This is a genomic window from uncultured Kriegella sp., from assembly GCF_963975415.1.
Classification (GTDB): Bacteria; Bacteroidota; Bacteroidia; order Flavobacteriales; family Flavobacteriaceae; genus Kriegella.
Window position 1 is genome coordinate 1 of record NZ_CAXBGN010000021.1, and the last position, 24,993, is coordinate 24,993.

The window sequence follows — 24,993 nt, forward strand, 5'->3', positions numbered from 1 at the left end:
GATCAGTGGGAAACGCATCCTCTGAATCAGGTGTACCATCGTTATCATCGTCGAGATCTTCGTTATCACCGGTACCGTCACCGTCGGCATCGGAATCTTCATCCGGATCAGTGGGGAAGGCATCCTCGGTATCGGGTGTACCATCATTGTCGTCATCAGGATCACAAACATCACCTTCACCATCATTATCGGTGTCTGTTTGATCAGTATTTGCCATGGACTTACAGTTGTCCAAAGCATCATTTATCCCATCCAAATCTGTATCTTTTTGTGTGTCGGAACACCCCCTTGCATCAACCGCCTCGCCAAATGGCGTATTCGCACATTCATCAACCGAATCGTTTACTCCATCAGCATCCATGTCTTCATCAAAGTCGGTAATGGTTATTTCGAAAGTATCTTCAAATGTCAACCCTCCTGAGTCCGTACTCCTAATTCGAACGGAATAAGATGATTTTGTTTCATAATCAAAGACGTCTGCTGTCTTAAGAGTATTTCCATCAATACTGAAACTAGCATTATCGCCATCACCAACGCCCGTTGAAAAGGTATAGGTAAATGTATCACCCGTATTTGTATCGGTTGTTGTGAATTGACCAACATCGTCTCCTATTGTATTATTTTCCACAATATTTGCATTCGACAATGAAAGAGCCGTAGGTGGTTGATTGAAAACAAAACCAGACGCCGTATCGGTACCTGCCGTATTGCTTACCGAAACGTCTCCCGAAGCACCACTACCATGAACGATAGCCGTAATTTTAGTTGTTGAATCTACAGTAAAGGAATCGGCGTTTATACCTCCAAATTGTACTTGGCTTATATTTACAAAATTAGACCCGGTAATAACTACTTCTCCTAAAGCGCCAATAAAATTGGGGGTAAAAGAGGTGATTTCTGGAGTAGGGTTTACAATATTCAATAACTTTATAGTTGTTTGCCCACATAATGCATAACTAATTGTAACCGTACCTTCTGCGACTCCGGTCACATTTCCAGACTGATCGACAGTCGCAATACCAGTTTCATTACTTGACCAAACACCGCCATTTTGCGAATGGGTCAATTGAAGTTGTTGGTCGACTATTACAGTGGAGTTTCCAATTATTTGAGGAAAATATCCATCGGCCCAATTACTTGAGCTACCCGTAAGTGCCATATTGAGCAAAGTTCCATTGTTCTCCGCACCGCTTTTGTCTTTTAAAGCGGTAATACCAATATTGGTATCATTGGCAGCACCTTGATTAAATGTATAATACCCTATCAATCCCGTTTCCAATCCCGTCAGGCTTGCATCCATAGCACCGGCAACCTCGGCGGCCGTTCTTGGCACACTCCAAAATCGAACATCGTCAATTTTTCCAGCAAAATAATTATCTATAAATCCGAATTGATATGGTCCCGTAATATTCACTGCGCCGGGCGCAGGAGCCGTAAAATCTAGCACACCGTTTACATACACGCTATATTGCGCACCTTCCTTAACTAACGCAATATGGCTCCATACATTTTGCAGAATAGATGGCTCGTCGGTAAGTATATCATAACGCGTCAAAGTATTATCTTCATAGGAATCTATATGTATTTTACCATCATTGATATAAAATGATGGATTTCGAGTAGTTGTTGCCCCTACCTGATTACCGAATATCGCATGATAAGAACCGTCAAAATTGGAATTATCGGGAAGTATCCAAGCCTCTATGGTAAAATCAGTAGCCCCGTCTTGAATACTCGTACTAGCTAGACTTACATAATCATCAACACCGTCAAAATACAAACTGTTGTTGGTTGATGCCGAAACCGCTATATTCTGCGAAACCGAACCGACGTTAACGGTAATATTCCCAGAGAGAAAACCATTTTGACTTGCCTTGGTTCTGACATATATCGTTGTTGTACCGATGGCATTTGACGACGGGACCAAGGTAATTTCATCAGTAAAACCAGTGGTATCATTTAGCGAAACTTCAAAACCTGTTGGTGCTGTAATTACCATGTCTTCATAAAGCCCTGTACCGGAAACTTCGATATTTTTCACTGGTGATGCATCACCACCACAATAGGTGATTTCATCGAGCTCATTCACCGAAACCGTGATGATCGCCTTAGAAGTAAAAGTAAATCCGCTTGCTGTAGCGATACCTCCAGCTGTTGTCACAGAAACATTTCCAGAATTTCCATTTTCAATGGTCGCCGTAATCTGGGTAGAAGAGTCTACTGTAAAAGATTGGGCATCAACACCTCCAAAAGTAACCTGTGTAGCTCCGTCAAAGTTAGTTCCGGTAATTACTACCACATCGTCTTCACCGGCATTCGTCGGTGTGAAAGAAGAAATCGACGGCTCTGGCAAGGCAGTAATTTCTTCGATTTCGAGCTGTGTTAGTTCTCTATCGATAATTAGCATATCATCGATACATCCGGTAAAATATTCCCAAGTTGCAGGAGGATTATAACCACTGGTGTATGAAAGCCCAATTTGGTTGAAAATCATATCTAAATGGGCTACGGAAGCTCCTGACTGGGTGGCCTCCAAATTGCCATCCAAATATATGGCGACCGAATTGGTACCGGCGGTAAAATCAACTTGGTGCCAATTGCCATCATTGACAGGGTTGGCAGAAACAGCTTGAATGGCATTGTGGGCACTAGTCCATAATGTGCCTTTTAACTTGCCATCGTCGGTAACCATAATAATCGGTATCCATTCATAGATAGGCGCACTCGCTAATGGAGTCACTTTTTGGTACCCCAATATGCTTCCGCTACCTGTTGTTTTAAAACGAAGAGATATTGTAAACTCTGATAGACTACGAATCAAGTTGTCGGGTAATTTGACATAACCAGGGCCATTATCGAAACAAATGGCTTTGCCTTGAGCCCCTGTTTCATAAGTCACAACATTAACCTCGACTCCATCATGGTCATTATCGGTTTTATCTAAAACATCATCTTCAAAATCATATTGGGCTACTTTATAAATAAAACCAGCACTGGAATCATTTCCTGCCGGATTGGTTACCGTTATTGCCCCGGAAGAACCCACACCTACCGTTGCAGTTATCTCGGTATCGGAAACTACTGTAAAACTGCTAGCGCTGGCAGCTCCAAAATTAACAGAAGAAGTACCCGTAAAACCTGAACCGGTAATAGTTACCGTTTCACCATTGCCGGCCAAAGTAGGCGAAAATTCGGTTACTAGTGGGGGAGACAATATGGATACCGTACCCGCATCGCTATAAGCCGTTCCACAACTACCATTACTGACAACTGCCCTGAAAAGCGTTTTTACATCTAAATTCAAGTACGTGTAACTAGTACTGGTATTTACCAAGTCAGTCCAAATCAACCCATCATTTATAGAAAATTGCCATTTAAGAATAGAACCAGTATGGCCCGTCAAGGTCAAGGTACCCGTATTGAGCACAGAACCATGTACATTAGAACTAACTTGACCACCTTCCGGCGCAGTACCTGAAGTCACCGTAACCTCTTTTGAAGGAGAAATAACTGCAACACCACAACCTAGAATCTGAACATGGGTGCGGTAGTAGACCGACCCCGTACTAGCGACTGTTTCAACCAAGGTTGTCGAAGTATTGGCAATGTCTATCCAATTTGCATTGTCACTAGAACGCTGCCATTTTACGACCTCCCCTACTTGACCTGACAGGTAAAGTTCTACATCAGATCCCGCACAGATTGACGTATTTTCGGCAAAAACAATTCCCGGAACGGCCTGATCTACATAAATAGGTACGCTAGAGGTTACCAGGCCCGTACACACCGAGGGTAATGTAGAATTGACGACGGCTCTATAGTATTTGGTTTCTGTTTGGTTTTCGACTGTTAATGTGGTAGAGGTATTAGCTATTTGAGTACCAGCGGTTATGAAATTATCTGAAGAGCTCTCCCAACGCACAACAGTACCCGTTAAATTGGTCAATGTCAACAAGGTTGTGTTCAAACCTGAACAAACCGTAACATTTCCTCCAATGATACTTCCACTTGAAGCACCAAGAATCGAAACATTCTTGGTGAATTGAGGTGTCGAGGTAGCGTAGTCGCCTGGCATATCGCCAAACTCCATAATTCCATTTATGGAACTAGTATCAGGAAAATCGTTCCAATCGCCACTTGTAGCATAAACATGGCCAAAAGATTCTCCTGCCCCATGGTCATTGGGCTCTGCATTTCTCCAATTCTGATATACGCCCGGAACACCATTTCCATTACCATTATTGGTGGTCAACTGGGTACCTTTTTCCGGTCCGGTAACCCAATAGAATTTACCTTCTGAGGCATTGGTATTAGCGTATTCATTATAGCCCAACGCTTCGTTAATTTGGTCGTGATCATCTGAAGTACCCATCCATGAATTTTCACCAATAAGTCTTGAAACAAAGGTATTTTCAGCAGCATTGGTCAAGGTAACCAAGTATCCTTGTCTCCCATAATATGAGGTTGAAGCTGCAGTTTCCTTGGCTACCGTCCAACTAGATGGGGTAGTCGTAATTCTATAAAAATGCCCATTCAAAGGGTTGTAGTACGTTTCTCCTGCAATAAACGAAACCTTCCTGGTTTCAGGTGAGCAGACATTAGCGGTTATTATCGTTACATTTCTTAGAAATAGTTGCCATTGCAAAGCGGTCAGCGTGCCCTTAAAGACTATAGCCCTTTTTGTGGCGTTCCAACCTGTTGTGGTGACACCAATCGGTAGCGTTCCCGTGTACCCCAGTTCATCGTTACTCGAAAAGGAATCAGTTATAGCCACTGTAAAATCGGTAATTGATTCCGATGAAGAAATGGTAAGGCCAGTTGCTATTTCAGAAGCCAAGCCAGTGGTTAGTAACATTGGGTCGGCAGAACCTGAAATCGTAATCTGTGATTGAACGGCAAAGAAATTAAGGAGCAGCATTAAAGAAAATGCCAGTTTGAAGGCGGATGGTCTAGTCATTCCTATTATTTTTGGTAAAGTAGGTTCGTAAAATCATCGACCATGTGTACTACAATATCGATGAAATGCTAAATTCCATAAAAGCAATAAGACCAAACCTACAAATGTTGTAACCACCCATTTTATATATACGAAGAACGCATTAGTTGATGTTTATCTAAAGCGCAAGGGCCTGTCGCTCAATTGTTCTCAAAAGAAATTCTTATAAAATTGTCTTGTTTTCACTAGATGAACCCTACGATTTTCACTTACATCGATGTCAATAAAACCGATAGTGTCAACCCCGGTTTCGATATCGCTCCTCTTTTACCATAAGAATACTATTCTTTATTTCTCAAAGACTTATTTTTGAACACGGGCCGCAAAACGGACTAAGGAGGCATGGAGAAGAAGCAAAAAAAATATCGAAATTTAAGACGTACAGCTCGGGTGCTTCTTGCGATACTACTCTTTTTTGTCGGACTTATTCTTTTCATTCGAAGTCCATGGGGGCAAGACATCATTGTTTCAAAAGTTACGGGTTACGTATCTGAAAAGACCAATACCAAAGTAGAAATAGCCCATCTTTTTATTACCTTCTCCGGTGCCGTTTCTTTAGAAGGGCTGTATCTTGAAGATAAAAAAGGAGATACGCTTATTTTCTCCCGGTCACTAGAAGCTGATCTTCCTATCATACCCATTATATTTCAGAACGAAATCCGTCTAAAATCCCTCGACTGGAATGGTGTAACAGCAAATATCACTCGAAAGGAAAGCGAGGAAACTTTCAATTTTAATTTTTTGTTGGATGCCCTAGTACCCCAGGATACAACTACGGTACCAAGCGAAAGTGCCCCAATGGCTATCAGCTTGGGGTCGCTAAATTTCTCCGATTTTATAATCAAGTATGACGATGATTATTTGGGTATTGATAGCGCGCTAAAATTAGGTGAATTGAATTTGGACGCTGATGAGGTCGACCTTGAAAATATGGTATTTGCTCTTGATAACCTGGCTATCAGCGACTCTAATATCATGTACAGGCAAACAAAACCTTTTAAAACCGAAACAGATACTTCGGAAGCGGCCCTCCCCTATTTATCGATTGCCAACCTTGAGCTTAAAAACGTAAAGGCAAATTATGAGTCACTTCCCGATAAAACTTTTGCCGATGCCGGTATTGGTCATTTTCTATTACAAATACCTAAAGTCGACCTTGAAAGCAACATCTTTGCTATCGATCGGCTGGCTTTGGAAAACTCCAATTTCAGCGTACGTACGGATGAACAAAAAACCCTGCCCCTAGATTCCACAAATACTGCCAAATCGGCTACACAACCCTTTGAATGGCCTGAATATCAAGTCACTGCAAATAAGATTAGTCTACAAAATAATTCTGTGAATTATCAAGCTGGGAATAACACTCCTACGAAGGGTCAATTCAACCCCGAGGCAATCTCGATTTCAGATTTCGTTATGGAAGCCGACAAACTCTCCTATCAACCAAAAGAAATCCATCTTGAACTGAATGAACTGCATTTCACCGAGCGAAGTGGATTTCAATTGAAACATGTAGCTTTTGAAGCCAATTTAGAGGATAGCCAATCATCACTTTCCCATCTGGAAGTAGAAACCAACAACAGTTCGCTGTTTGGTTCCTTGAACCTAAAATATACCTCTTTTGAAAATTTGCTTAAAAGTCCGGAAGAAACAACGGTCACATTGAATATCCCCAACCTCAGCCTGGCAGTACAAGATAGCTATGTTTTTCAACCGGATTTTGCAAACAACGAATATCTTAAGAAAGCTTCCCAAAAACCTTTTGACGGCCACATAAAAGCAAATGGCACACTCAGTGCCATTCAAATACCCGAATTGAATATGGCTTGGGGCGAGGGCACCTCCATACAAGGCCAAGGCACTTTAGGTAATGTTACCATCATTGATTCTCTTTTTTTCGATTTAAACACCCTAAAAGCAACTTCGCAACGGGCCGACTTACTTCAGTTTATTTCGGAAGAAGACTTGGGCATCGCCGTGCCAAAGACCGTAAATGTGACCGCAAGTGGTAAAGGAAACCCAAGTGATTTCAGTGCCAAAGCATTACTTAGAATTCCAGAGGGTACCGCCCAACTTAGTGGAAATTTTAGTACTAAAGAACAGACCGAATTCGACGGAACGCTCAACGTCGACAGCCTACAATTGAACAAGTTGTTAAAGAATGAACAACTGGGAGCAGTTTCTTTTACTATGGATATTTCTGGCAACGGAAACAGCCGTAACACTTTGAACGCCCGGATGAAATCAAAATTCACACAACTGGAATTCAATTCGTATGATTTTTCAGAACTTTCCCTTGAAGGGGCCATTAAAAAGGGCAAGGGCAATATCGATTTACGATTTAAAGACAAGAATTTAAACCTAGAGGCCGATACCTACATTGACCTTGATTCGTTAAATTCAAAAATAAAATTGTCGTTAACTGTTATTGGGGCCGATTTGTATGCTTTAGGCATTACTGAGAACAATATAAAAGTCGGCGGCATCGTAAATGCAGATTTTACGGGAAATACCGATGAATATAATCTCAATGCCAGAATTTACGAAGGTATTGCAGTCATGGATAACGAACAATATCGCATAGGCGCAATCGACCTATCGACCAAAATTGACAAAGACAGCACCAACCTGATCGTCGACAGCAATTTTTTAAAAGGTACGCTACAATCAAACGCGGCACCACCCCAAATCAGTACAGCACTTCAGAACCAGTTTAGAAGTTACTTTTCCCAGATTGATTCAACTACCCGTAGTAAGAAAGCCGATGCGGTACGTTTAAAAATGAAATTATCAATACAGCCTATTCCCGTTTTGACCGAAGTCTTTTTCAACGGGGTAGAGCAATTGGATTCTATTGCCGTGCAAGCCGATTTTGATGCATCTAGCAAAAAGTTGAACGCCGATTTAGTTCTACCATCGGCGAAATACAATAGTAGTTCTATAGATAGCCTCAGTATTCGGATTACCGGAGATTCGACCGATCTAAACTTTAGTGCTGGCTTCAAAGCCTTAGTGACCGCACCCATTAACATTAAGAAAACCACCTTAGCTGGTCAATTAAAGAACAGAAAATTGCTATTGGATTTCAATTCTTATGACTATGATGAAAAATTGATGCATATTGCCGCAGAGATGAACTTGGCCAAAGACACGGTTAGTTTTCATATCAATCCCTCACAGCTCGTTTTCAACAAAAAGGAATGGACCGTTCCTCAGGACAACAGCATCAAAATAGGAGAAAATTTTTTGACCCTTGAGAATATGTCGTTAAGTAGAAATGCGCAGAAACTAACATTGAGCAATAGGGTATCGGGTATAAGAAAAGAACATGTAGGCATTATTTTCAATGATTTCAAACTACAAACCTTTATGAGTTTCTTAAACCCCGATGAAAAACTGCTTTCGGGTCTTGTTCAGGGTAATTTGGTGATAGAAAATCCGTTCGAGGCGCCCGGTATAGTAGCCGATTTCAAAATCAATGAATTGGCCGTATTAGAAAATCCTTTGGGCAATTTAACTTTAAATGCCGTTTCAAAAGGATTGTCTGCATACGACTTCGACCTAGCGGTAAAGGAAGGTGCACTAGACCTAAATTTGACCGGTGATTATCGTGCTGCCGAAACAGGGGCAGAATTAGACCTCGATCTTAATTTGAATGCATTGGAGCTAAAAACAATTGAAGGGTTTTCAAAAGATGCAATCAAAGATTCCAATGGTTACATTTCAGGAAATATCAAAGTTTCAGGTACGACTACTGCCCCACAATATGAAGGTAATCTAGCCTTTAATGAAACCGGTTTTAAGGTCACGGCTCTCAACGCCATTTTCAGAGTAAGCGATGAAACACTACGGATAGACAACGCGGGACTCTATCTTGATAACTTTTCGATTCGTGATGCAAATGAAAGTACATTTACTATTGACGGCACAATTTCGACCGAGGAATTGACTAATCCGGAATTCGGACTTTCATTACAAACGGAACAATTTCAACTGCTCGATTCTACCAAAGAAGACAATGAACTATTCTACGGCAAGGCAAGTATAGATGCCGATATTACGGTCAAAGGAAGTTTGAACCTTCCAAAAATCGATGGGAGGCTTAAGGTGCGAAAAGTCACTGAGGTCACTTACGTAGTACCAGAATCTCAATTAGATGTTGAAGAACGGGATGGCGTTGTCGTCTTTGTAAATAGAGAGAACCCCGATGCCATTCTTACGCGTAACGATCAAGAGGAAACTCCCGCTTTCTTTAGAGGTATCGATGTATCGACCATTTTGGAAATTGCCGATGATGCCGTTTTTCACATCATTATCGATGAACGAACCGGAGATAATTTACAAGTTTCAGGTGATGCAGCCCTAAACTTGAATGTTGCCCCAAATGGAAATATCAGTTTGACGGGGCGCTATGAACTGAATTCAGGGCATTACGAGACTAGCCTATACAATCTGGTCAAAAGAAAATTTGAGATTAACCCCGGTAGCACAATCACTTGGATGGGCGACCCGACCGATGCCAAATTAGATGTTACTGCCATTTACAAGGTAGAGACCTCGGCGTCCCCCTTGATGGCTTCGGTTACTTCAAGCGAAGATCTTAGTGTTACGGGAAAATATCGTCAGGTACTGCCATTTTTGGTTTATTTAAATGTCGATGGCGAATTATTAGAACCTAAATTATCGTTCAATCTCGATATGCCTGAAGATGACCAAGGATCATTGGGTGGGGCGGTCTATGGTCGTGTGCAACAATTGAACGAACAAGAATCTGAATTAAACAAGCAGGTATTTTCGTTGTTGGCTTTAAACCGTTTTTTCCCTGATTCCGGAAGCGATGGCAGCAGTGGTGGAACGGCGGCCTTGGCACGAGACAATGTCAACAAGGTACTCTCAGGTGAGCTCAATGCATTTTCTGATAAAGTGTTCGGCAAAACGGGTTTCGAAGTTGATTTTGACCTTGACAGCTTTACAGACTATCAAGGGGACAGCCCACAAGACCGAACTCAACTGAACATCAATGCCAAGAAAAAACTCTTTAATGACAGATTGATCGTTACTGCAGGCAGCGCGGTAGATGTGGAAGGAAGCGCAGCGGCAGGACAAGAAGAAACACCCATAATCGGCAACGTAAGCTTAGAGTACCTATTGACCCAAGACGGCCGTTATCGATTGAAAGGTTTCCGGAAAAATGAATATCAAAATATTATTGACGGACAACTCATTGTCACGGGTATCGCATTAATTTTCAATCGTGAATTCAATGCCTTCAGCCAATTGTTCAATCCGTTAAAAAGCAATTCCCTGGAAAAAAAAGATGCTAAGAAAGAAGCAAAACCAGAAGCGAAGTCAAGCGGAAAAAACGAAACCAAAATTGAAGAAGAAAATTAGCATATATCGAGATGTTTTAATGATAACAGCTACCTTATTGGTATGGTCTTGTAGCGTTCAAAAATTTATTCCGGAAGACGAAGCACTCTACACCGGTGCCGAAATCATTACGACTACGGAAGAAAACATGGGCGGCTTAAAGCAAATAAAGGCGGAGTTGGACGCCTTACTTCAACCAGAGCCCAATTCACAAATTTTGGGTATGCGCTTAGGCCTGTACTACCATTATAAATCGCAAAAGAAAAACCCAGGCTTCTTGAATAAATGGCTAAACAAAAAATTCGGCGAAGAACCGGTTTATTTTTCTGAAGTTAATCGAGAAAGAGTGGAGTCACTTATACTCAACCGGCTAGACAACAATGGTTTTTTTTACGGCAAAGTAGCCTCGAAAATTGATAGTACAAAGAAATTAGCTGCGCTGAAATATGAGGTCGATCTGGTACAACCTTACGTAATCGGAACGTATCAGATCGAAAAAGATACGTTACCCATCTACAAGGCCATTCAAGAAACTTTGAAAGAAACAGCACTAAAGCCGGGAGACCGTTTTGACCTTTCACTCATGAAATTTGAAAGAGAGCGCATCGATAATGATTTGAAGCAGCGCGGATACTATAATTTCAATTCAGATTTTCTAATTTTTGAAGCCGATACCAACCGCTACGACACCAAAAAAATAGATTTGTTCCTTAGACTCAAAAAACAGACGCCTCCGAGATCTGTAATTCCATATACTATAGATTCTATTACGGTCTACCCAAATTACACGGTGGAAGATACCATTGTTTCCAATAAAAGAACAACCATTGAAAATATAGGTTTTGTTCAAGATGAACAATACTTTAACCCGCATCAATTGAAGCCCTATATTCTTTTTGAAAAGGGACAGAAATACAATGCACAAACAGCACGACTAACAAGTAATCGACTATCATCGATAGGAAGTTATAAGTTTGTCAACATCCAATTTACAGAAAAAGATACCACTACTAAAGATGGTACCGGATCCCTTTATGCCGACATCTATCTTTCACCATTGACAAAAAGATCTATTAGGGCCGAACTACAGGGGGTAACTAAATCAAACGGATTTGCCGGGCCTGGAATTGCCGTTACCTATAGCAACCGAAATCTTTTTCGAAGCGGGGAGACCTTAAGTGTCACCGGTGATTTTTCATATGCCACGCAACTTTCAGGAGGCAGCAATACTGGCCTGAGCAGTATAGCCGGAGGTCTAAAAACAAACTTGGTCATCCCTAGATTAGTTCCATTTGCTACGAGCAGATTCAAATATGCGGTTCCTAAAACAAAAATCAGCCTAGGGGGAGATATTCTAAAAAGGAGTCAATTATATACACTTACGTCATTCAACACTTCTTTTGGTTATACATGGAACGCTAACAAATATGTTTACCATGAATTGAACCCTATTAGCATTAACTATGTGAACTTAGCCGATACAACGGAAGAATTTGAGACTATTTTGGATAACAATCCTTTTTTGAGACAGAGTTTTGAACAACAGTTCATAGCCGGTTTGAATTATACCTTTACTTATAACGAGCTTGTAGATAATGACAAAACTTTTCCCATTTATGTGTCAACCAGTTTCGATATCGCAGGAAATACATTAGGCTTGCTAAGTGGAAACAAGAATACCATTTTTGGGTTGGAATATGCACAGTACGCCAAAGCCGATATTGATTTTCGTTACTACTTTCGATTGGATCAAGAACAAACCTTAATCAGTCGAATATATGCTGGCTGGGGCATACCTTATGGAAACTCGACCACATTACCGTTCGTCAAACAATTTTTTTCGGGAGGTCCCTACAGTGTCAGAGCTTTCAAAATACGGTCATTAGGTCCGGGTACTTTTCAATCGGATAACGATACTTCATCTTCCTCGTTTTTTGACCAGTCGGGAAACTTGGCATTGGAGGCCAACTTGGAATACCGATTTCCTATTTGGTCTTATCTGAAGGGAGCCATATTCGCAGATGCTGGAAATGTTTGGTTGACCAATACTATTGAAATCGATGAGGACGAATCAATCGAAAGTCGCGAATTTCACCAAGAACTTATGGACAAAGGAACTTTTGGTTCTGACTGGATAAAGGAACTGGGGGTCGGGGTCGGCTTTGGTCTTCGGGTCGATATTCAAAGCTTCGTCATTCGTTTAGATCTGGCCTCCCCGGTAAGGGTGCCCTACTTACCCGAAGGCGGGCGTAGTAGAACACCATTTTTCGATGGAGGAAGCGAAAACCTAATTTTTAATTTCGCTATTGGATATCCTTTTTAAAATGTAGTTTAAAGCCTTTTTAGACGTTGTGACAACATCTCTTTTTACCAAAAAATAGGGCCCTTGCCTAAATACTTTTCTGCTATGGGTTGGTAATACTCTCGAATCTCTTCTAAATCGTATGTTTTCGGACTTTTAGTGTAGAGATCGTACTTGTTAAAGTCTTTGATCCATTCTAAATATTGCTCGTCTTTTTCGTTCAACAATTGCTTATAGCTACCTCCGGAATGCCATGGGTAAAACGAATGGTACCGAATCATTGCCATAGCCTCTTCGGGCAGTGAATTCTCTTTATGATTATTCAACACTTGATAGAAATATTCATCATGGCCCCAAGCCAAATTAAGATTATCGAGACCACAGCCCTCTTCATAGATCCCCAAAGGTGTATTATAACGCGAATCTTGCATGTCTTTATTCAGTTCATTAAATTCAGGATACACACAACTATCGGGTAAGGCACAACCTACTACAAAAACATCGCCAACCATACCCCATTGCTCGGCTTGGCTGGTACCGTCTTCATCACTGCCCCATAAAAACATGACTTTGCCGAGATCGTGAAGCAAACCTGTGAGTTGCATCCAATCTGGGCGACCATCTTCGCGAATAGCCTCTGCACTCTGAATGAGGTGTTGTACATTAGGTAAATTAATGTCGGGATCGCTGACATCGATCAAGTCGTTCAAGTGTACCATGGCCTCCCAAAGTGGCATTGGTTTATCAAAATTCAGGTATTTTTTATGCATACGCTGCACGTAATCTACGGTTTGATTTTTACGCATTTTTCGGTAATGTTCCTTAACTGCGGCCGAAATATCAACGGCATCGTAATTTCTAAATACTTTTTCTTCCATAAAACAATCAATAGTAGGACTTTAAAATCCTAATTAAAAAATAATTCTTTTACAAATCATTATTGCATTCACCTTCTTTCGGGGCTATACATTTCCTAATACAAGGTACAAAATAATGGTAAATACAACCAAAAACAGGCTGAATGGCTTGGCGTATTTCCACGGTTTCAAATTTAAAACCCCGGCATCCTTCATTTCGAAGGGAACCTCTTTAGGAAATAACCTGGTGGCCACATGCATAACTATAATATTCAGCACAAATTCAATACCCCATATATGTACAAAATGGATATCCAACTGAAATCCATAATACATTACGATATAAAACAAAAGACCAAAAAGAAGACCAACTTTCGCACCGGAAGCCGAAACTTTGGGAAATAAAAATCCTGCGATAATAACACTGGCAATCGGTATAAAGAAGATACCGTTCAATTGTTGTAGTAGTTGATAAAGTCCTTCCGGGGCATTCGCTACAAAAGGTGCTATCCCTATTGCAAAAATGGCCAATAAAGCTGAAGTCCACTTACCAATGGCAACCAATTTGGTGTCACTGGCATCTTTTTGAATATATCTTTTGAAAATACCCAAACTAAAAACTGTAGCCGCACTGTTCAATGCACTGTTGAAAGTACTGAGAATCGCGCCCATCATTACGGCCACAAAAAAACCGGTAAGCCATAGTGGCAATACTTTTTTGACCAAAAGGGGATAAACACTATCTGGGTTGTCATACAGACTTTCCCCAAAATAATAAAAGCCGATGAGACCGGGCAGTACGATAACTGCTGGGACCAAAATTTTTAACAAACCCGTATACAACAACCCTTTTTGAGCTTCTTTCAAATTGACCGCACCCAACACTCGTTGTATGATAGACTGGTGCATGGTCCAGAAATAAATCTGATTCACCATCAGCCCGGTAAATAAAACCTCAAACGGAAGAATCGCCGAACGTGCCCCCTCGCCAATACTAGGTTCTTTACTTACAACATTGAATTTATCAGGACTATTCTGGAAAACCATTCCCATGCCTTCAAAAAGATTACCATCACCAATACTCAATAATGCCAAAATCGGAACCAAAAGCCCTGCGACCAAAAGTCCGAAACCATTAATGGTATCCGTATATGCGACCATTTTAAGGCCACCAAAAATAGCATAAATCGCGCCAATGGTACCCACAACTAGAATGGTAATCCAAATACCTTGAGATTGTGTGACATTCAATGCTTCAGAAATTTCAAAAATAGCCTCGATGTTCAAGGCTCCTGTATACAATACAATCGGTAAAAGGGTGGCCACAAAAGAAATGATAAGCAATAACGCAACCAAGGTTCGCGTGACCCCGTCAAACCGTTTTTCTAAAAATTCAGGTATCGTTGTCAACCCCATTTTTAGGTATCGCGGTGCAAAATAAAGGGCTGCAATGACCAAAGCCAACGCAGAAGTTACCTCCCAAGCCACGATAATCGCCCCATTTCTATAGGCTGATCCGTTCATTCCCACTAAATGTTCGGTAGAAATATTGGTTAGCAAAAGTGATCCGGCAATTACGATTCCGGTTAATGAACGCCCACCTAAAAAATATCCGTCACGGGAATCTAACTTGTCGCGCCGCAATTTCCAAGTCGCATAAAATGCAACAAAACCGGTAAAAAGAAGAAAAGTAAATAACGCCATTGGCCGTAAAAATAGGAATTTGACAAAAATTTGAGGCCAAAGAAAGCAAATAAATAAATTTAAAACGATTTAATGCACCATAAATCGTTTATCGAATTGATATTTTATCAAAACTATTTGAATGCAAGCAAAAAAAGAAAATCCTAAAACACCGTAAATCAAAGTATTGGGCATACTAAACAGAGAAAGGTTCGTAAACAAATCAAAATTGGGTCGATCAATGCCCATAAAGCTCAATAAAGGGTATTCCATTTCAAAATTACCAAAAATAGCTAGTAGACAACCGATAAATAAAACCAGGGCAATACCTCCCCAAACATGCTTTGATATCAGCGGCCGGTATATAAAAAGTTCATTTGGGGTCACGGTTTCTACCCGCGCCATAATTTTGGATGTAAAATTAAGTGACGGTGACTCCATGGGAGTTTCCCGCAGTAATCTCCCGACAAATCCATCCAGTTCTTTATCGATTTCTTTCTCCATAACTTCTTATTATTTCCGGTTCCAATTTTGTCCGAAGTATTTTTGCCAATTGTTTTCTAGCACGGAACAGTTTTACCTTTACATGATTTGTAGTCATGCCGACTATCCCCGAAATTTCCTCAAGTGACAATTCTTCAAAATAGAACAGGGTCAAAAGCAAACCATAGTCACCGGACAAAGACTGTAGACTATTCTTTATCAACTATGTACGGTCGTACTGCTCTAGAAAATCAAGTGTATTATCGACCGATTTCATCCCAGACCTATCAAATTCATCAAGGGCAACAACATAAGGCTCATTTTTAAGCTTTTTTAACCGATCCAAACAACCATTGTACGTAATTCTATAAACCCACGTAGAGAATTTGGCTTCTCCCTTAAATTTCTCAAGGGATCGAAAAACCTTGACAAAAGTATCTTGAGCCAATTCTTCGGCCTCTTCACGATTCTTTAGCATTCGAAACGCCAGTGTAAATACCATATTCTTGTGGCGATTCACCAGCACCGCAAAGGCGGTGGTATCACCATTTAATACATTATTTATAATCAATTGATCGTCGTCGATTGGCATGTGAATCTTTGACGGTTCAAAAAGTCTTTCGGTTACAAATAGTTTGAAAAAATATTTTGAAATAATTGTAACCATACCTTCTTTTCTGTCGTCATAACCAACGAACCCAATAAAATTAATCATTTAAATATAAACACATGGCAGGTCCGGTATTCGTATTCATCAGTCTATTTATCGTAATTTTTGGTATTTGCTACCTCTATTTTTCAACACGCAACAAAGAGCGTCTCGCCTTGATAGAAAAAGGTGCCGATGCCAGTATTTTTGTTAAGGGCAAACAAGAACATGCTCCTCCAGTTTGGAAAATTCTTATCCTTAACTTGGCATTATTACTCATGGGAATCGGGGCAGGTATTATTATTGGCGGTGTATTAAGGTCGACCTTTAGCGTTCAGTGGGATGTAGCAACCTTCGGGTCTATTTTTCTAATGGCAGGTACCGGACTTTTAATAGGATTTTTTTTGACAAGAAAAATGGATAAGGAAGAATCATAATACACCTATTGATTTATAGAAGTTAAAACCATGGCATTTAAGCGATGGTTTTTCTATTTTTGGGCATGAAGATAATTTCAACTAACCTTGGAAAACCGACCACGATAATTTGGAACGGAAAAGAAGAACAAACCGGAATCTTTAAATATCCGGTTGCGGCAGCCCTGCGACTAGGAGAAACCGATGTTGAAGAGGATACCGTAATCGATCGAAAACATCACGCCGGGGTCAATAAAGCATGTTTTTTGTTTTCTGCCGACCACTACCCATTTTGGAAAGAACAATATCCTGATTTGGAATGGGATTGGGGTATGTTCGGCGAAAACCTCACCGTTGAGAATTTTGATGAATCAAGTGTACGCATTGGAGATATCTATAAAATTGGAACTGCCATGGTACAAGTATCCCAACCTCGTGAGCCTTGTTACAAATTAGGCGTTAGGTTCTCCGACCAATCGATTCTCAAGAAATATATAACATATGGTTACCCCGGTACTTATGTACGTATTCTGCAAGAGGGGTCGGTCAGAATAGATGATGAAATGGTTCTTGTTGAACAATCGAAAAACACATTGACCGTAAAACAATGTTTTGAGATAATACTCGCCCGTAAAAAGGATCCTGAAATAGTAAAGTTGGCCGTTGAAAACTTGTCGCTTCCGGCATATAAAAGAGAACGCCTAAAAAAACACCTTTCCTAAAACGATACCAAAAAACAATAACCCTGTAAAAACGATAAGTTTTCAGTAACTTAGGAAAGTAGTTATCAGTTTCTCAAGGTACTGTGGGGCCAATAGTCTCATATCAAAACCAATAGAATAGTAAAACAAAAACTATGGATCTCCCCTGGCATTTTTACTTAATGGTAGCAACCTACATAACTGCAGGGCTTATGCATTTTATACGACCCAAAATGTATATGCGAATCTTGCCAGGCTATTTGCCTGGTCACAAGGCCTTGGTTACCCTAAGTGGTCTTTCAGAAATATTTCTCGGTATTGCTCTTTGTTTTTCGTTGACCAAAGATTTCGCATTAGTAAGTATCATTTGCATGCTCACCTTTTTTTTACCGGTTCATATTCACATGCTTTTAAATGAAAAAGCATCGATGGGCTTGCCCAAGTGGATGCTAGTGCTACGGATTCCACTACAATTCTTACTAATGTATTGGGCGTTTTGGTATTTATGAGCTTGGCTATAACAAAAATAAAAGTCCCCAAAAGGCGCTTTAGTGGCTGACCTTTCGAGGACAATTAACTCAACTTAACAACTCAACTTACTTAATCAACTCTTCTTCAATTAGTTTACAACAAAGTCTTTATAATAAACTCCGTTACTATCTTTTACCATTAAAGTATAACTATCTTTAAATGCGTCTTTAAAATTAAATGCTTTTTCTATTTTAAGTTCGTCACGTACAACCTCTTCGAAAAGCATACGGTTGCTACTGTCATAAATTTTGATTTCTACATTGGCTGCCTTAAGATTCAAAAGGTTTAGAAAAACCATTCCATCTACTGCTCTGAAAACAGGCTTGGCATTCTCTTTTTTATCAACTATTTTCACATCGGTCGCATCTACTTCCAAAGTGTAAACAATTTCCCGAAGGGCATTATCTACTTTCAGGTAATAGCTACCTTCTTTAAGGTCTTTCAAGTCAAACTTCTTAGTATAAGCGGACTTTCCTGAAATAGCTTCGGAATACATAATATTACCATCAAGATCAAAAAATTTGACTGATGTCTCTTTTGATGATGCATCCAATTCAAAAACCAAACTTTTAGCATTGGTATTCGACAATACGTTTAATTTAGGTTCGTTTGCCAAACCTTTTGAGGTAACCAACATAAAGGCTAGTACTGCGGTTAATTTTAGAACTTTTTTCATAACGTTTTGTTTTACAGGGTTAGTGAATAATTTATGATACAAACTTACGTTCATATTCTAGCGCTCACTACAGCTGTATGTTCTGATTTATGTTCTATTTTAACCAACAACAAGGTTAACATAGTGTTAAATGGTAAAATAGAACATATTTTTGGTAATTTTGCAAAGTTTAAGGCAAAAAGCGTTTTCTAATTTTATACTTTTTTTTAAAAAATTGACTTATGATTTCAACAAAACCTACTTTTGAGGCCATCAAGCCCAATTTTGGCCACTCATTTACTTATCAAAGGTTCGATGAAGATCATTTGAACCATAATAATATATGGCATTACCACCCAGAACTTGAATTGGTTTATGTAAACGGTGGTTCGGGTAAACGTCAAATAGGCAGTCATATTTCATATTACTCCGAAGGTGATTTAATTTTAATCGGCAGTAATCTGCCCCACTGCGGTCTTACCGATAGCCTTACGGGAAATACCAGCGAAACCGTTGTTCAAATGAAGATGGATTTCTTGGGAAATGAATTTTTCGACATTCCTGAAATGAAAAAAATTCAGGGGCTTTTCGAAATGTCAAAGAGCGGCATGGCATTTTCAGGAAACACCAAACGTAAAATAGGAGAAAAAATAGAAGTCTTAGAGTATCAGACCGATTTTCAACGTCTCCTCTCTATCTTAAACATTCTGAACGAATTGGCCAAATCGGATGAATTTAAGATATTGAATGCAGAAGGCTTTTCTATTGAAACCGAGGTAAAAGACAATGACCGTATCAATATTGTATTCAACTACGTCAAAAATAATTTTAAGGAAGAGATTACTTTAGATGAGATTTCAAATATGGTAAGCATGACCGTGCCGTCGTTCTGCAGGTACTTTAAAAAAATCACTCACAAGACATTTGTGCAATTCGTGAACGAATATCGTTTGGTACACGCTTCAAAATTGTTGGCAGAAAGACCGATGAGTATAACCGAAGTTTGTTTTGAAAGTGGTTTCAATAATTTTTCCCACTTCAACAAATCATTTAAGGCATTTACGGGTCAGAATCCTTCTGAGTATCGAAACCAACTTAAAACGATATTGCAATAGACGAGTATGGGTAGCGGGTCTTTGAAAAAAATTGAAATCGATCTACCGGACAGTACCATCAGCTATTATCCTTCCTTTATATATAAGGATGAAGCAACGCAATATTTCGAACGCTTAAGAAAAACGGTTACGTGGCAGCAAGATGACATAAAGGTTTTCGGAAAAACCTACGCACAGCCCCGATTAACTGCCCTGTATGGCGAATCGAACAAGCCCTACTCTTACTCCAATATTGTTATGCAACCCCAAGAGTTCACACCTGTTTTAATGAAACTAAAACAAAAAGTGGATGTGCTTTGTGCCATTAAATTCACCACATGTTTATTAAACCTTTATCGTACAGGAAAAGATAGCAATGGTTGGCACGCCGATAATGAAAAAGAACTAGGAGAAAACCCCACCATTGCTTCGGTATCTTTGGGACAAGAACGTTACTTTCACCTTAAACACAGGAACAACGGAAGCCTGAAACACAAACTGCTATTACAACATGGTAGTCTTTTGATAATGGCCGGACAAACACAGCAAAATTGGTTGCATCAGATTCCTAAAACGACAAAACCCGTTCAAGAACGCATCAACCTTACCTTTAGGGTTATAAAATAAAAAATCGGCTCTTCTGTCTGAGCCGATTTTTTATGCCCATGGATACCGAAACCGTGTACTGCCTTTAACACTCTGGGACAAAATGCTAATCTCCTCGCACCCAACTTCTCATACAATTAACTCAAAACACATGCCATTTCATTTATTTTTTAGACATACGCCTCTTATTATACGCTAACTTGCATAAAAAAGATTTCCGAAAGGAAAAAAAATGGTTTTACTTGTACTATGAAGACATAAGTTTTAAAACAATGAGAAATCATTTGAAAGCAAAAGATGTCAAAAATTCTTTCTGCTTGCTGCGTACTGAAGTAATACCGTTAGTTTATTTAATTCAACTTGCTTGGAAGGCTAGAATAAATCGTTCAATACTTTTGCTAAGCGTAAGCCTCCCTTTTCAAGCTGGGTCTCCAAAGTGTCCCACCAGTCATAGCTATAGCGGTAATATAACTTTTCTCCATTTTCAACCGATTTGTATACCTCATTCGCAATGTCTTGCGTTTCTTCGAGCCAATCATAAATAGAGCCTTTCTGTATGGCCCCAACCTGCTTTTTAGTAAGACTGGGTAAGCTTGCCGCCAGTTCGGTATAACTCATACCATAATCATCAATCATGTTGGCATCCCATATCTTATGCAGGTTACTAGGCCTATTGAACCATTGCACCTCAATATCGTTTCCGCCTCGATCTTCCAAACGACCGACGTGCATCGGTTGATGTAAATCCCCCATTAAATGAACTAGCATTTTTAGGTAGAAGGCCCGGTCTGATTTAGAACTATTCTCATTCTTCACAATTTCAATGCACTTTTGAATTCCTGTAACTACATCACCATAAGGACTGGGTTCAACATCTTTATAAGCCGCGTCAGCTGGAAAATTAACATAATGCCAAGCCGAAAATTTACGATAGATGGTATCGGCCTTTATCTCATCAGAGAAGTTCGCCACTGCTGCCAACCCCTGTCCGTCTAGCAATTTCAGTATCTCCTTTTTTGTTCTTGAATTTAAATGCTGCTGTGCAATCTCTCCAATCACCCTATGCCCTGTTTTAGACCAAACTGGCACATTTGATATTGCAAAATGAAAACTAAAAAACAATAAGAGTATCATTATTTTCAAAATATTCCGGTTACTCAAGCGGTTTTTCATATTTATTATCATTGCAATTTTTATAGACCGGATTTTATTAAATGTGAAAGTTCAAAAAAGGTTTTGCTTGTGGATTCCCATATATCACCTGAATTAGCAAAAAATAGGCAAAAGGAAGAACAGTTAAATCTTTGTTTTTTTGAAATTTTCCCTAAAAATAGAAAAAGGAACTTTAATCTATTGTTAAGACTGCTTCAATTTTAATTTTTAAATGTGATCTTGCAACCGAAAAATATGCTGATTTGATCTTAAAGAGAATAAAGCCCCATTTTGTAAAGTATGGAGCTATTGCCCTACTTTCGGCAATGGCCCTTGTATTTATATTTTTCTTGAGTATCTATTTTGGTGCTTGGGGCACTTTGCCGAAGAAAAATGAACTTTCTGATTTTAAGTACCAAAGGGCTTCCGAGGTATATACCGCTGATAGCGTTCTTATCGGAAAATTTTATTTATTCGACAGACAGCCTATCTCCTACGAGGATTTCCCCCAACACCTTTTAGATGCGCTTGTGGCCATCGAAGACGAACGCTTTTATAATCATTCGGGTATTGACTACACTAGTTTGATGCGTGTAGCGGTGAAAACGATACTGATGCAGGATCAATCTGCAGGTGGTGGCAGCACCCTTACGCAACAATTGGCCAAAAACCTTTATCCACGAAAAGATCGTAAAAAAGCTAACATAGCTGTAAACAAGGTAAAAGAAATGATTATTGCTTCACGGCTGGAAGATCTCTACTCTAAAGAAGAAATTCTGACCCACTACTTGAATACCGTATCTTTTGGCGACAATGTATTTGGCGTAGAAAGTGCTTCCTTAAAATTTTTCAATAAACGCACGAAACAATTAACCGTTGAAGAAGCAGCCGTATTGGTGGGCATGCTAAAGGCTACCTATGGTTACAATCCAAGAGTCTTCCCAGAAAACAGTTTCAACCGAAGAAATCTCGTTTTACAATCGATGTATTCCAACGAGTTTGTTTCTGAATCGCAAAAAGACAGTCTGATTCAAATACCCCTAAAATTAGATTATCAGGAATTCGACCACAATAGCGGACTTGCCCCATACTTTCGTGAAGAGGTGCGCAAACAAATGATAAAATGGGCCAAAGCACAAAAAGAGAAAGGCAACGATTACAACATCTACACTTCAGGTCTGAAGGTATACACGACCTTAAATTACAAAATGCAGGTAATTGCCGAGGATGTGATGAAAGCTCATATGAAATCATTGCAACAAAGTTTTGAAAAAAGTTATGGCAAAAATGCACCATGGAAAACCGACAAAACCTTGCTCACTAAACTAGCAAAAAAAACAGTGGCATTTCAAAGGCTTAAAAAAAGTGGGTTGGCTGATAATGTCATACTAGATTCCCTTGCCAAAAAAAGAAAAATGACCTTTGTCGATTGGGAAGGTGAAAAGTCGGTCGAGGCAAGTACTTTAGATAGCATACAGCATTATATGAAGTTTCTGAATACCGGTTCTTTGGCCATTGATTCTAAAACGGGAGCCGTTCAAACCTGGATTGGCGGTGTAGACTTCGAACACTTCAAATACGACCATGTGGCCCAAAGCAAACGACAGGTGGGATCTACCTTTAAACCTTTCGTATATACTGCCGCATTGGAGGTAGGTATCGAGCCCTGCACCTATTTTTCGGCCCAAGAAGTAGAATATAAAAACTTAAAAGGGTGGTCGCCTAGCAACTCCGGAGAAAAAGATGAAGAATACCTCAACTATTCTATGGAAGAAGCATTAAGCAACTCGGTAAATACAGTAGCCGTAAAAGTATTGGAACAAACCGGAATCGAAAATGTAATCGTTCAGGCAAAGAATATGGGTATTTTCTCCGAATTACCGCATCAGCCGTCGTTGGCCTTGGGCACGGGTGAAATTTACCTGAACGAACTTGCCGGAGCCTACGCCAGCTACGTTAACGGGGGTAAAGCAGTGTATCCGTACTTAATACAAGGAATCACGAACCAGAAAGATTCCATTTTAGAGCATTTTGAGCCAAAAAGAGCAAGAAAAAGTGCTTTTTCTGAAGAAAACAGGCAGATAATGATAGAAATCATGAAATCTACCATAAATTCTGGGACGGCCTCCAGGATTCGCTCCAGTTACAAATTGAATAATGATATTGCCGGAAAAACGGGTACGACCCAGAACAATAAAGATGCGTGGTTTGTAGCCCTGACTCCGAAATTGGTGCATGTCACCTGGGTCGGGCTAGACAATCACGAAATAGGTTTTCGAAGCACTCGTCTTGGGCAAGGTGCCAATGCCGCGTTGCCCCTCTTTGCCCTTTGGATGCAAAAACTGAACAAAAATCCCGAGTTCGATGATATTACAAAAGCCCGGTTTAAACGACCCAGTTCCCGCGTATTGGAGAAATTGGACTGTGAACCGGTCAAACGCGATGGCTTTTTCAAACGCCTTTTTAAAAATCCGAATAAGTCCAAAAAATTTCGTACCAAAAACTCCAACCCTTAGTCGAAAGGCGATTTCATAAAAAAATTTGCTGCATTATATTTTATTTTGATATATTTATGATATCATTTTAATATCATATAAATTATCTAATCATGACAAACGAAAAAAATATCAATGCCTTTAATGGGTACACCATGTTGCTGTCGGTTTTTTTAATGGCGGCCCTAGGTGGCTTTTTACTCATCGCCCGAATAAATCCCATATTACCTATTCTTATGTTATTTGCATCATTAGTAATGCTTAAGGGGTTTGTACATATTAACCCCAATAGCTCAAGAGTACTTCTGTTGTTCGGAAAATACATGGGAACCATTAAGAAAAATGGCCTCTTTTGGGTAAACCCCTTATATTCGAGAAAGGTCATTTCCCTTCGAGCAAGTAATTTCGATAGTGAACGTCTTAAAGTAAACGACAAATTGGGCAACCCCGTAATGATAAGTACCATTTTAGTATGACGTGTCACTGACACCTATAAAGCCGCCTTCGATGTAGATGACTATCAGAACTTCGTACGGGTACAAACCGATGCCGCCGTACGAAAACTTGCCAGCATGTATCCTTATGATAATTTTGCAGATGAAGGTCTTGATGAAGATATTACTCTAAGGTCTAGTTTAAATGAGGTAAGTGATGCCTTGGAAAAAGAAGTACAAGAAAGGTTGGCAATGGCCGGTATTGAGGTACTGGAGGCTCGAATCGGTTATTTGGCCTATGCCCAAGAAATTGCCAACGCTATGCTGAAAAGACAACAGGCCACTGCAATCGTCGCAGCGAGACATAAAATTGTCGAGGGTGCCGTAAGCATGGTCGAAATGGCACTGAACGAGTTAAGTAAAAAAGAGATTGTCGAACTCGATGAAGAACGTAAAGCAGCCATGGTCAGTAATTTGATGGTCGTGCTCTGTTCAGATAAAGATGCCGCACCCATTGTCAACACAGGTACGTTGAATCACTAGCGCATTGAAGCATCCTTAAAACCATG

15 protein-coding genes and 1 pseudogene are annotated in these 24,993 nt (G+C 39.9%); 8 read left to right on the top strand and 8 right to left on the bottom strand.

Annotation, left to right across the window (positions count from 1 at the left end):
* A partial coding sequence (locus tag AACZ88_RS23690; protein ID WP_339716210.1) for a LamG-like jellyroll fold domain-containing protein occupies positions 1–4,957 on the bottom strand: 4,957 nt, incomplete at its 3' end.
* A 381-nt stretch (positions 4,958–5,338) separates the two neighbouring features.
* Between AACZ88_RS23690 and AACZ88_RS23695 the strand changes: the two genes are divergently transcribed.
* Entirely contained in the window at positions 5,339–10,387 is a 5,049-nt protein-coding gene (locus AACZ88_RS23695) for a translocation/assembly module TamB domain-containing protein (protein ID WP_339716213.1), read from the top strand.
* On the top strand, positions 10,371–12,689 hold the full coding sequence (locus AACZ88_RS23700; RefSeq protein ID WP_339716216.1) for a BamA/TamA family outer membrane protein: 2,319 nt from the start codon (positions 10,371–10,373) through the stop codon (positions 12,687–12,689). Before AACZ88_RS23695 ends, AACZ88_RS23700 begins: the two co-directional genes overlap by 17 nt.
* 44 nt (positions 12,690–12,733) lie before the next feature.
* On the opposite strand, the gene AACZ88_RS23705 is transcribed toward AACZ88_RS23700, so the two are convergent.
* From AACZ88_RS23705 to AACZ88_RS23725, 5 genes are all read right to left on the bottom strand, one after another.
* Entirely contained in the window at positions 12,734–13,546 is an 813-nt protein-coding gene (locus AACZ88_RS23705) for an inositol oxygenase family protein (RefSeq protein ID WP_339716218.1), read from the bottom strand.
* A gap of 84 nt (positions 13,547–13,630) precedes the next feature.
* Positions 13,631–15,229 carry a solute:sodium symporter family transporter gene (locus tag AACZ88_RS23710; protein ID WP_339716221.1) on the bottom strand — a complete coding sequence of 533 codons (1,599 nt, stop codon included), beginning with the start codon at positions 15,227–15,229 and terminating at the stop codon, positions 13,631–13,633.
* Positions 15,230–15,298: 69 nt separating this feature from the next.
* Positions 15,299–15,712, bottom strand: a complete 414-nt coding sequence (locus AACZ88_RS23715; RefSeq protein WP_339716224.1) for a hypothetical protein — start codon at positions 15,710–15,712, stop codon at positions 15,299–15,301.
* A complete protein-coding gene (locus tag AACZ88_RS23720) occupies positions 15,693–15,914 on the bottom strand; it encodes a sigma factor-like helix-turn-helix DNA-binding protein (RefSeq protein WP_339716226.1) in 222 nt (73 codons plus the stop codon). Before AACZ88_RS23720 ends, AACZ88_RS23715 begins: the two co-directional genes overlap by 20 nt.
* Entirely contained in the window at positions 15,915–16,406 is a 492-nt protein-coding gene (locus AACZ88_RS23725) for a sigma-70 family RNA polymerase sigma factor (protein ID WP_339716229.1), read from the bottom strand. It lies immediately after the preceding gene.
* Positions 16,407–16,420: 14 nt separating this feature from the next.
* Between AACZ88_RS23725 and AACZ88_RS23730 the strand changes: the two genes are divergently transcribed.
* On the top strand, positions 16,421–16,777 hold the full coding sequence (locus tag AACZ88_RS23730) for a DUF6249 domain-containing protein (protein WP_339716232.1): 357 nt from the start codon (positions 16,421–16,423) through the stop codon (positions 16,775–16,777).
* A gap of 65 nt (positions 16,778–16,842) precedes the next feature.
* Positions 16,843–17,478 carry an MOSC domain-containing protein gene (locus tag AACZ88_RS23735; RefSeq protein ID WP_339716235.1) on the top strand — a complete coding sequence of 212 codons (636 nt, stop codon included), beginning with the start codon at positions 16,843–16,845 and terminating at the stop codon, positions 17,476–17,478.
* Positions 17,479–18,076: 598 nt separating this feature from the next.
* On the opposite strand, the gene AACZ88_RS23740 is transcribed toward AACZ88_RS23735, so the two are convergent.
* Entirely contained in the window at positions 18,077–18,664 is a 588-nt protein-coding gene (locus tag AACZ88_RS23740; RefSeq protein ID WP_339716238.1) for a hypothetical protein, read from the bottom strand.
* Between the two features lie 221 nt (positions 18,665–18,885).
* Between AACZ88_RS23740 and AACZ88_RS23745 the strand changes: the two genes are divergently transcribed.
* Positions 18,886–19,758 (top strand): AraC family transcriptional regulator, encoded by an 873-nt coding sequence (locus tag AACZ88_RS23745; protein WP_339716241.1) that lies wholly within the window; start codon positions 18,886–18,888, stop codon positions 19,756–19,758.
* Between the two features lie 6 nt (positions 19,759–19,764).
* Positions 19,765–20,364: an alpha-ketoglutarate-dependent dioxygenase AlkB gene (locus AACZ88_RS23750; protein WP_339716244.1), complete on the top strand. Its 600-nt coding sequence runs from the start codon at positions 19,765–19,767 to the stop codon at positions 20,362–20,364.
* Positions 20,365–20,715: 351 nt separating this feature from the next.
* Here AACZ88_RS23750 and AACZ88_RS23755 read toward each other — a convergent pair whose 3' ends face one another.
* Positions 20,716–21,477, bottom strand: coding sequence for a S1/P1 nuclease (locus tag AACZ88_RS23755; protein ID WP_339716246.1), 762 nt, complete (start codon positions 21,475–21,477; stop codon positions 20,716–20,718).
* A 281-nt stretch (positions 21,478–21,758) separates the two neighbouring features.
* On the opposite strand from AACZ88_RS23755, the gene AACZ88_RS23760 reads away from it, so the two are divergent.
* Both AACZ88_RS23760 and AACZ88_RS23765 read left to right on the top strand, forming a co-directional pair.
* Positions 21,759–24,011, top strand: a complete 2,253-nt coding sequence (locus tag AACZ88_RS23760; RefSeq protein WP_339716249.1) for a transglycosylase domain-containing protein — start codon at positions 21,759–21,761, stop codon at positions 24,009–24,011.
* 92 nt (positions 24,012–24,103) lie between these two features.
* A pseudogene (locus AACZ88_RS23765) lies at positions 24,104–24,967 on the top strand (SPFH domain-containing protein).
* Positions 24,968–24,993 lie beyond the last annotated feature (26 nt).

Excerpts from the sequence above, each read along its gene's own strand:
- AACZ88_RS23695 (WP_339716213.1), top strand. The coding sequence starts at position 5,339 with ATGGAGAAGAAGCAAAAAAAATATCGAAATTTAAGACGTACAGCTCGG.
- AACZ88_RS23710 (WP_339716221.1), bottom strand. The coding sequence starts at position 15,229 with ATGGCGTTATTTACTTTTCTTCTTTTTACCGGTTTTGTTGCATTTTAT.
- AACZ88_RS23745 (WP_339716241.1), top strand. The coding sequence starts at position 18,886 with ATGATTTCAACAAAACCTACTTTTGAGGCCATCAAGCCCAATTTTGGC.
- AACZ88_RS23740 (WP_339716238.1), bottom strand. The coding sequence starts at position 18,664 with ATGAAAAAAGTTCTAAAATTAACCGCAGTACTAGCCTTTATGTTGGTT.
- AACZ88_RS23750 (WP_339716244.1), top strand. The coding sequence starts at position 19,765 with ATGGGTAGCGGGTCTTTGAAAAAAATTGAAATCGATCTACCGGACAGT.
- AACZ88_RS23705 (WP_339716218.1), bottom strand. The coding sequence starts at position 13,546 with ATGGAAGAAAAAGTATTTAGAAATTACGATGCCGTTGATATTTCGGCC.
- AACZ88_RS23755 (WP_339716246.1), bottom strand. The coding sequence starts at position 21,477 with ATGATACTCTTATTGTTTTTTAGTTTTCATTTTGCAATATCAAATGTG.
- AACZ88_RS23715 (WP_339716224.1), bottom strand. The coding sequence starts at position 15,712 with ATGGAGAAAGAAATCGATAAAGAACTGGATGGATTTGTCGGGAGATTA.
- AACZ88_RS23730 (WP_339716232.1), top strand. The coding sequence starts at position 16,421 with ATGGCAGGTCCGGTATTCGTATTCATCAGTCTATTTATCGTAATTTTT.
- AACZ88_RS23725 (WP_339716229.1), bottom strand. The coding sequence starts at position 16,406 with ATGATTAATTTTATTGGGTTCGTTGGTTATGACGACAGAAAAGAAGGT.
- AACZ88_RS23735 (WP_339716235.1), top strand. The coding sequence starts at position 16,843 with ATGAAGATAATTTCAACTAACCTTGGAAAACCGACCACGATAATTTGG.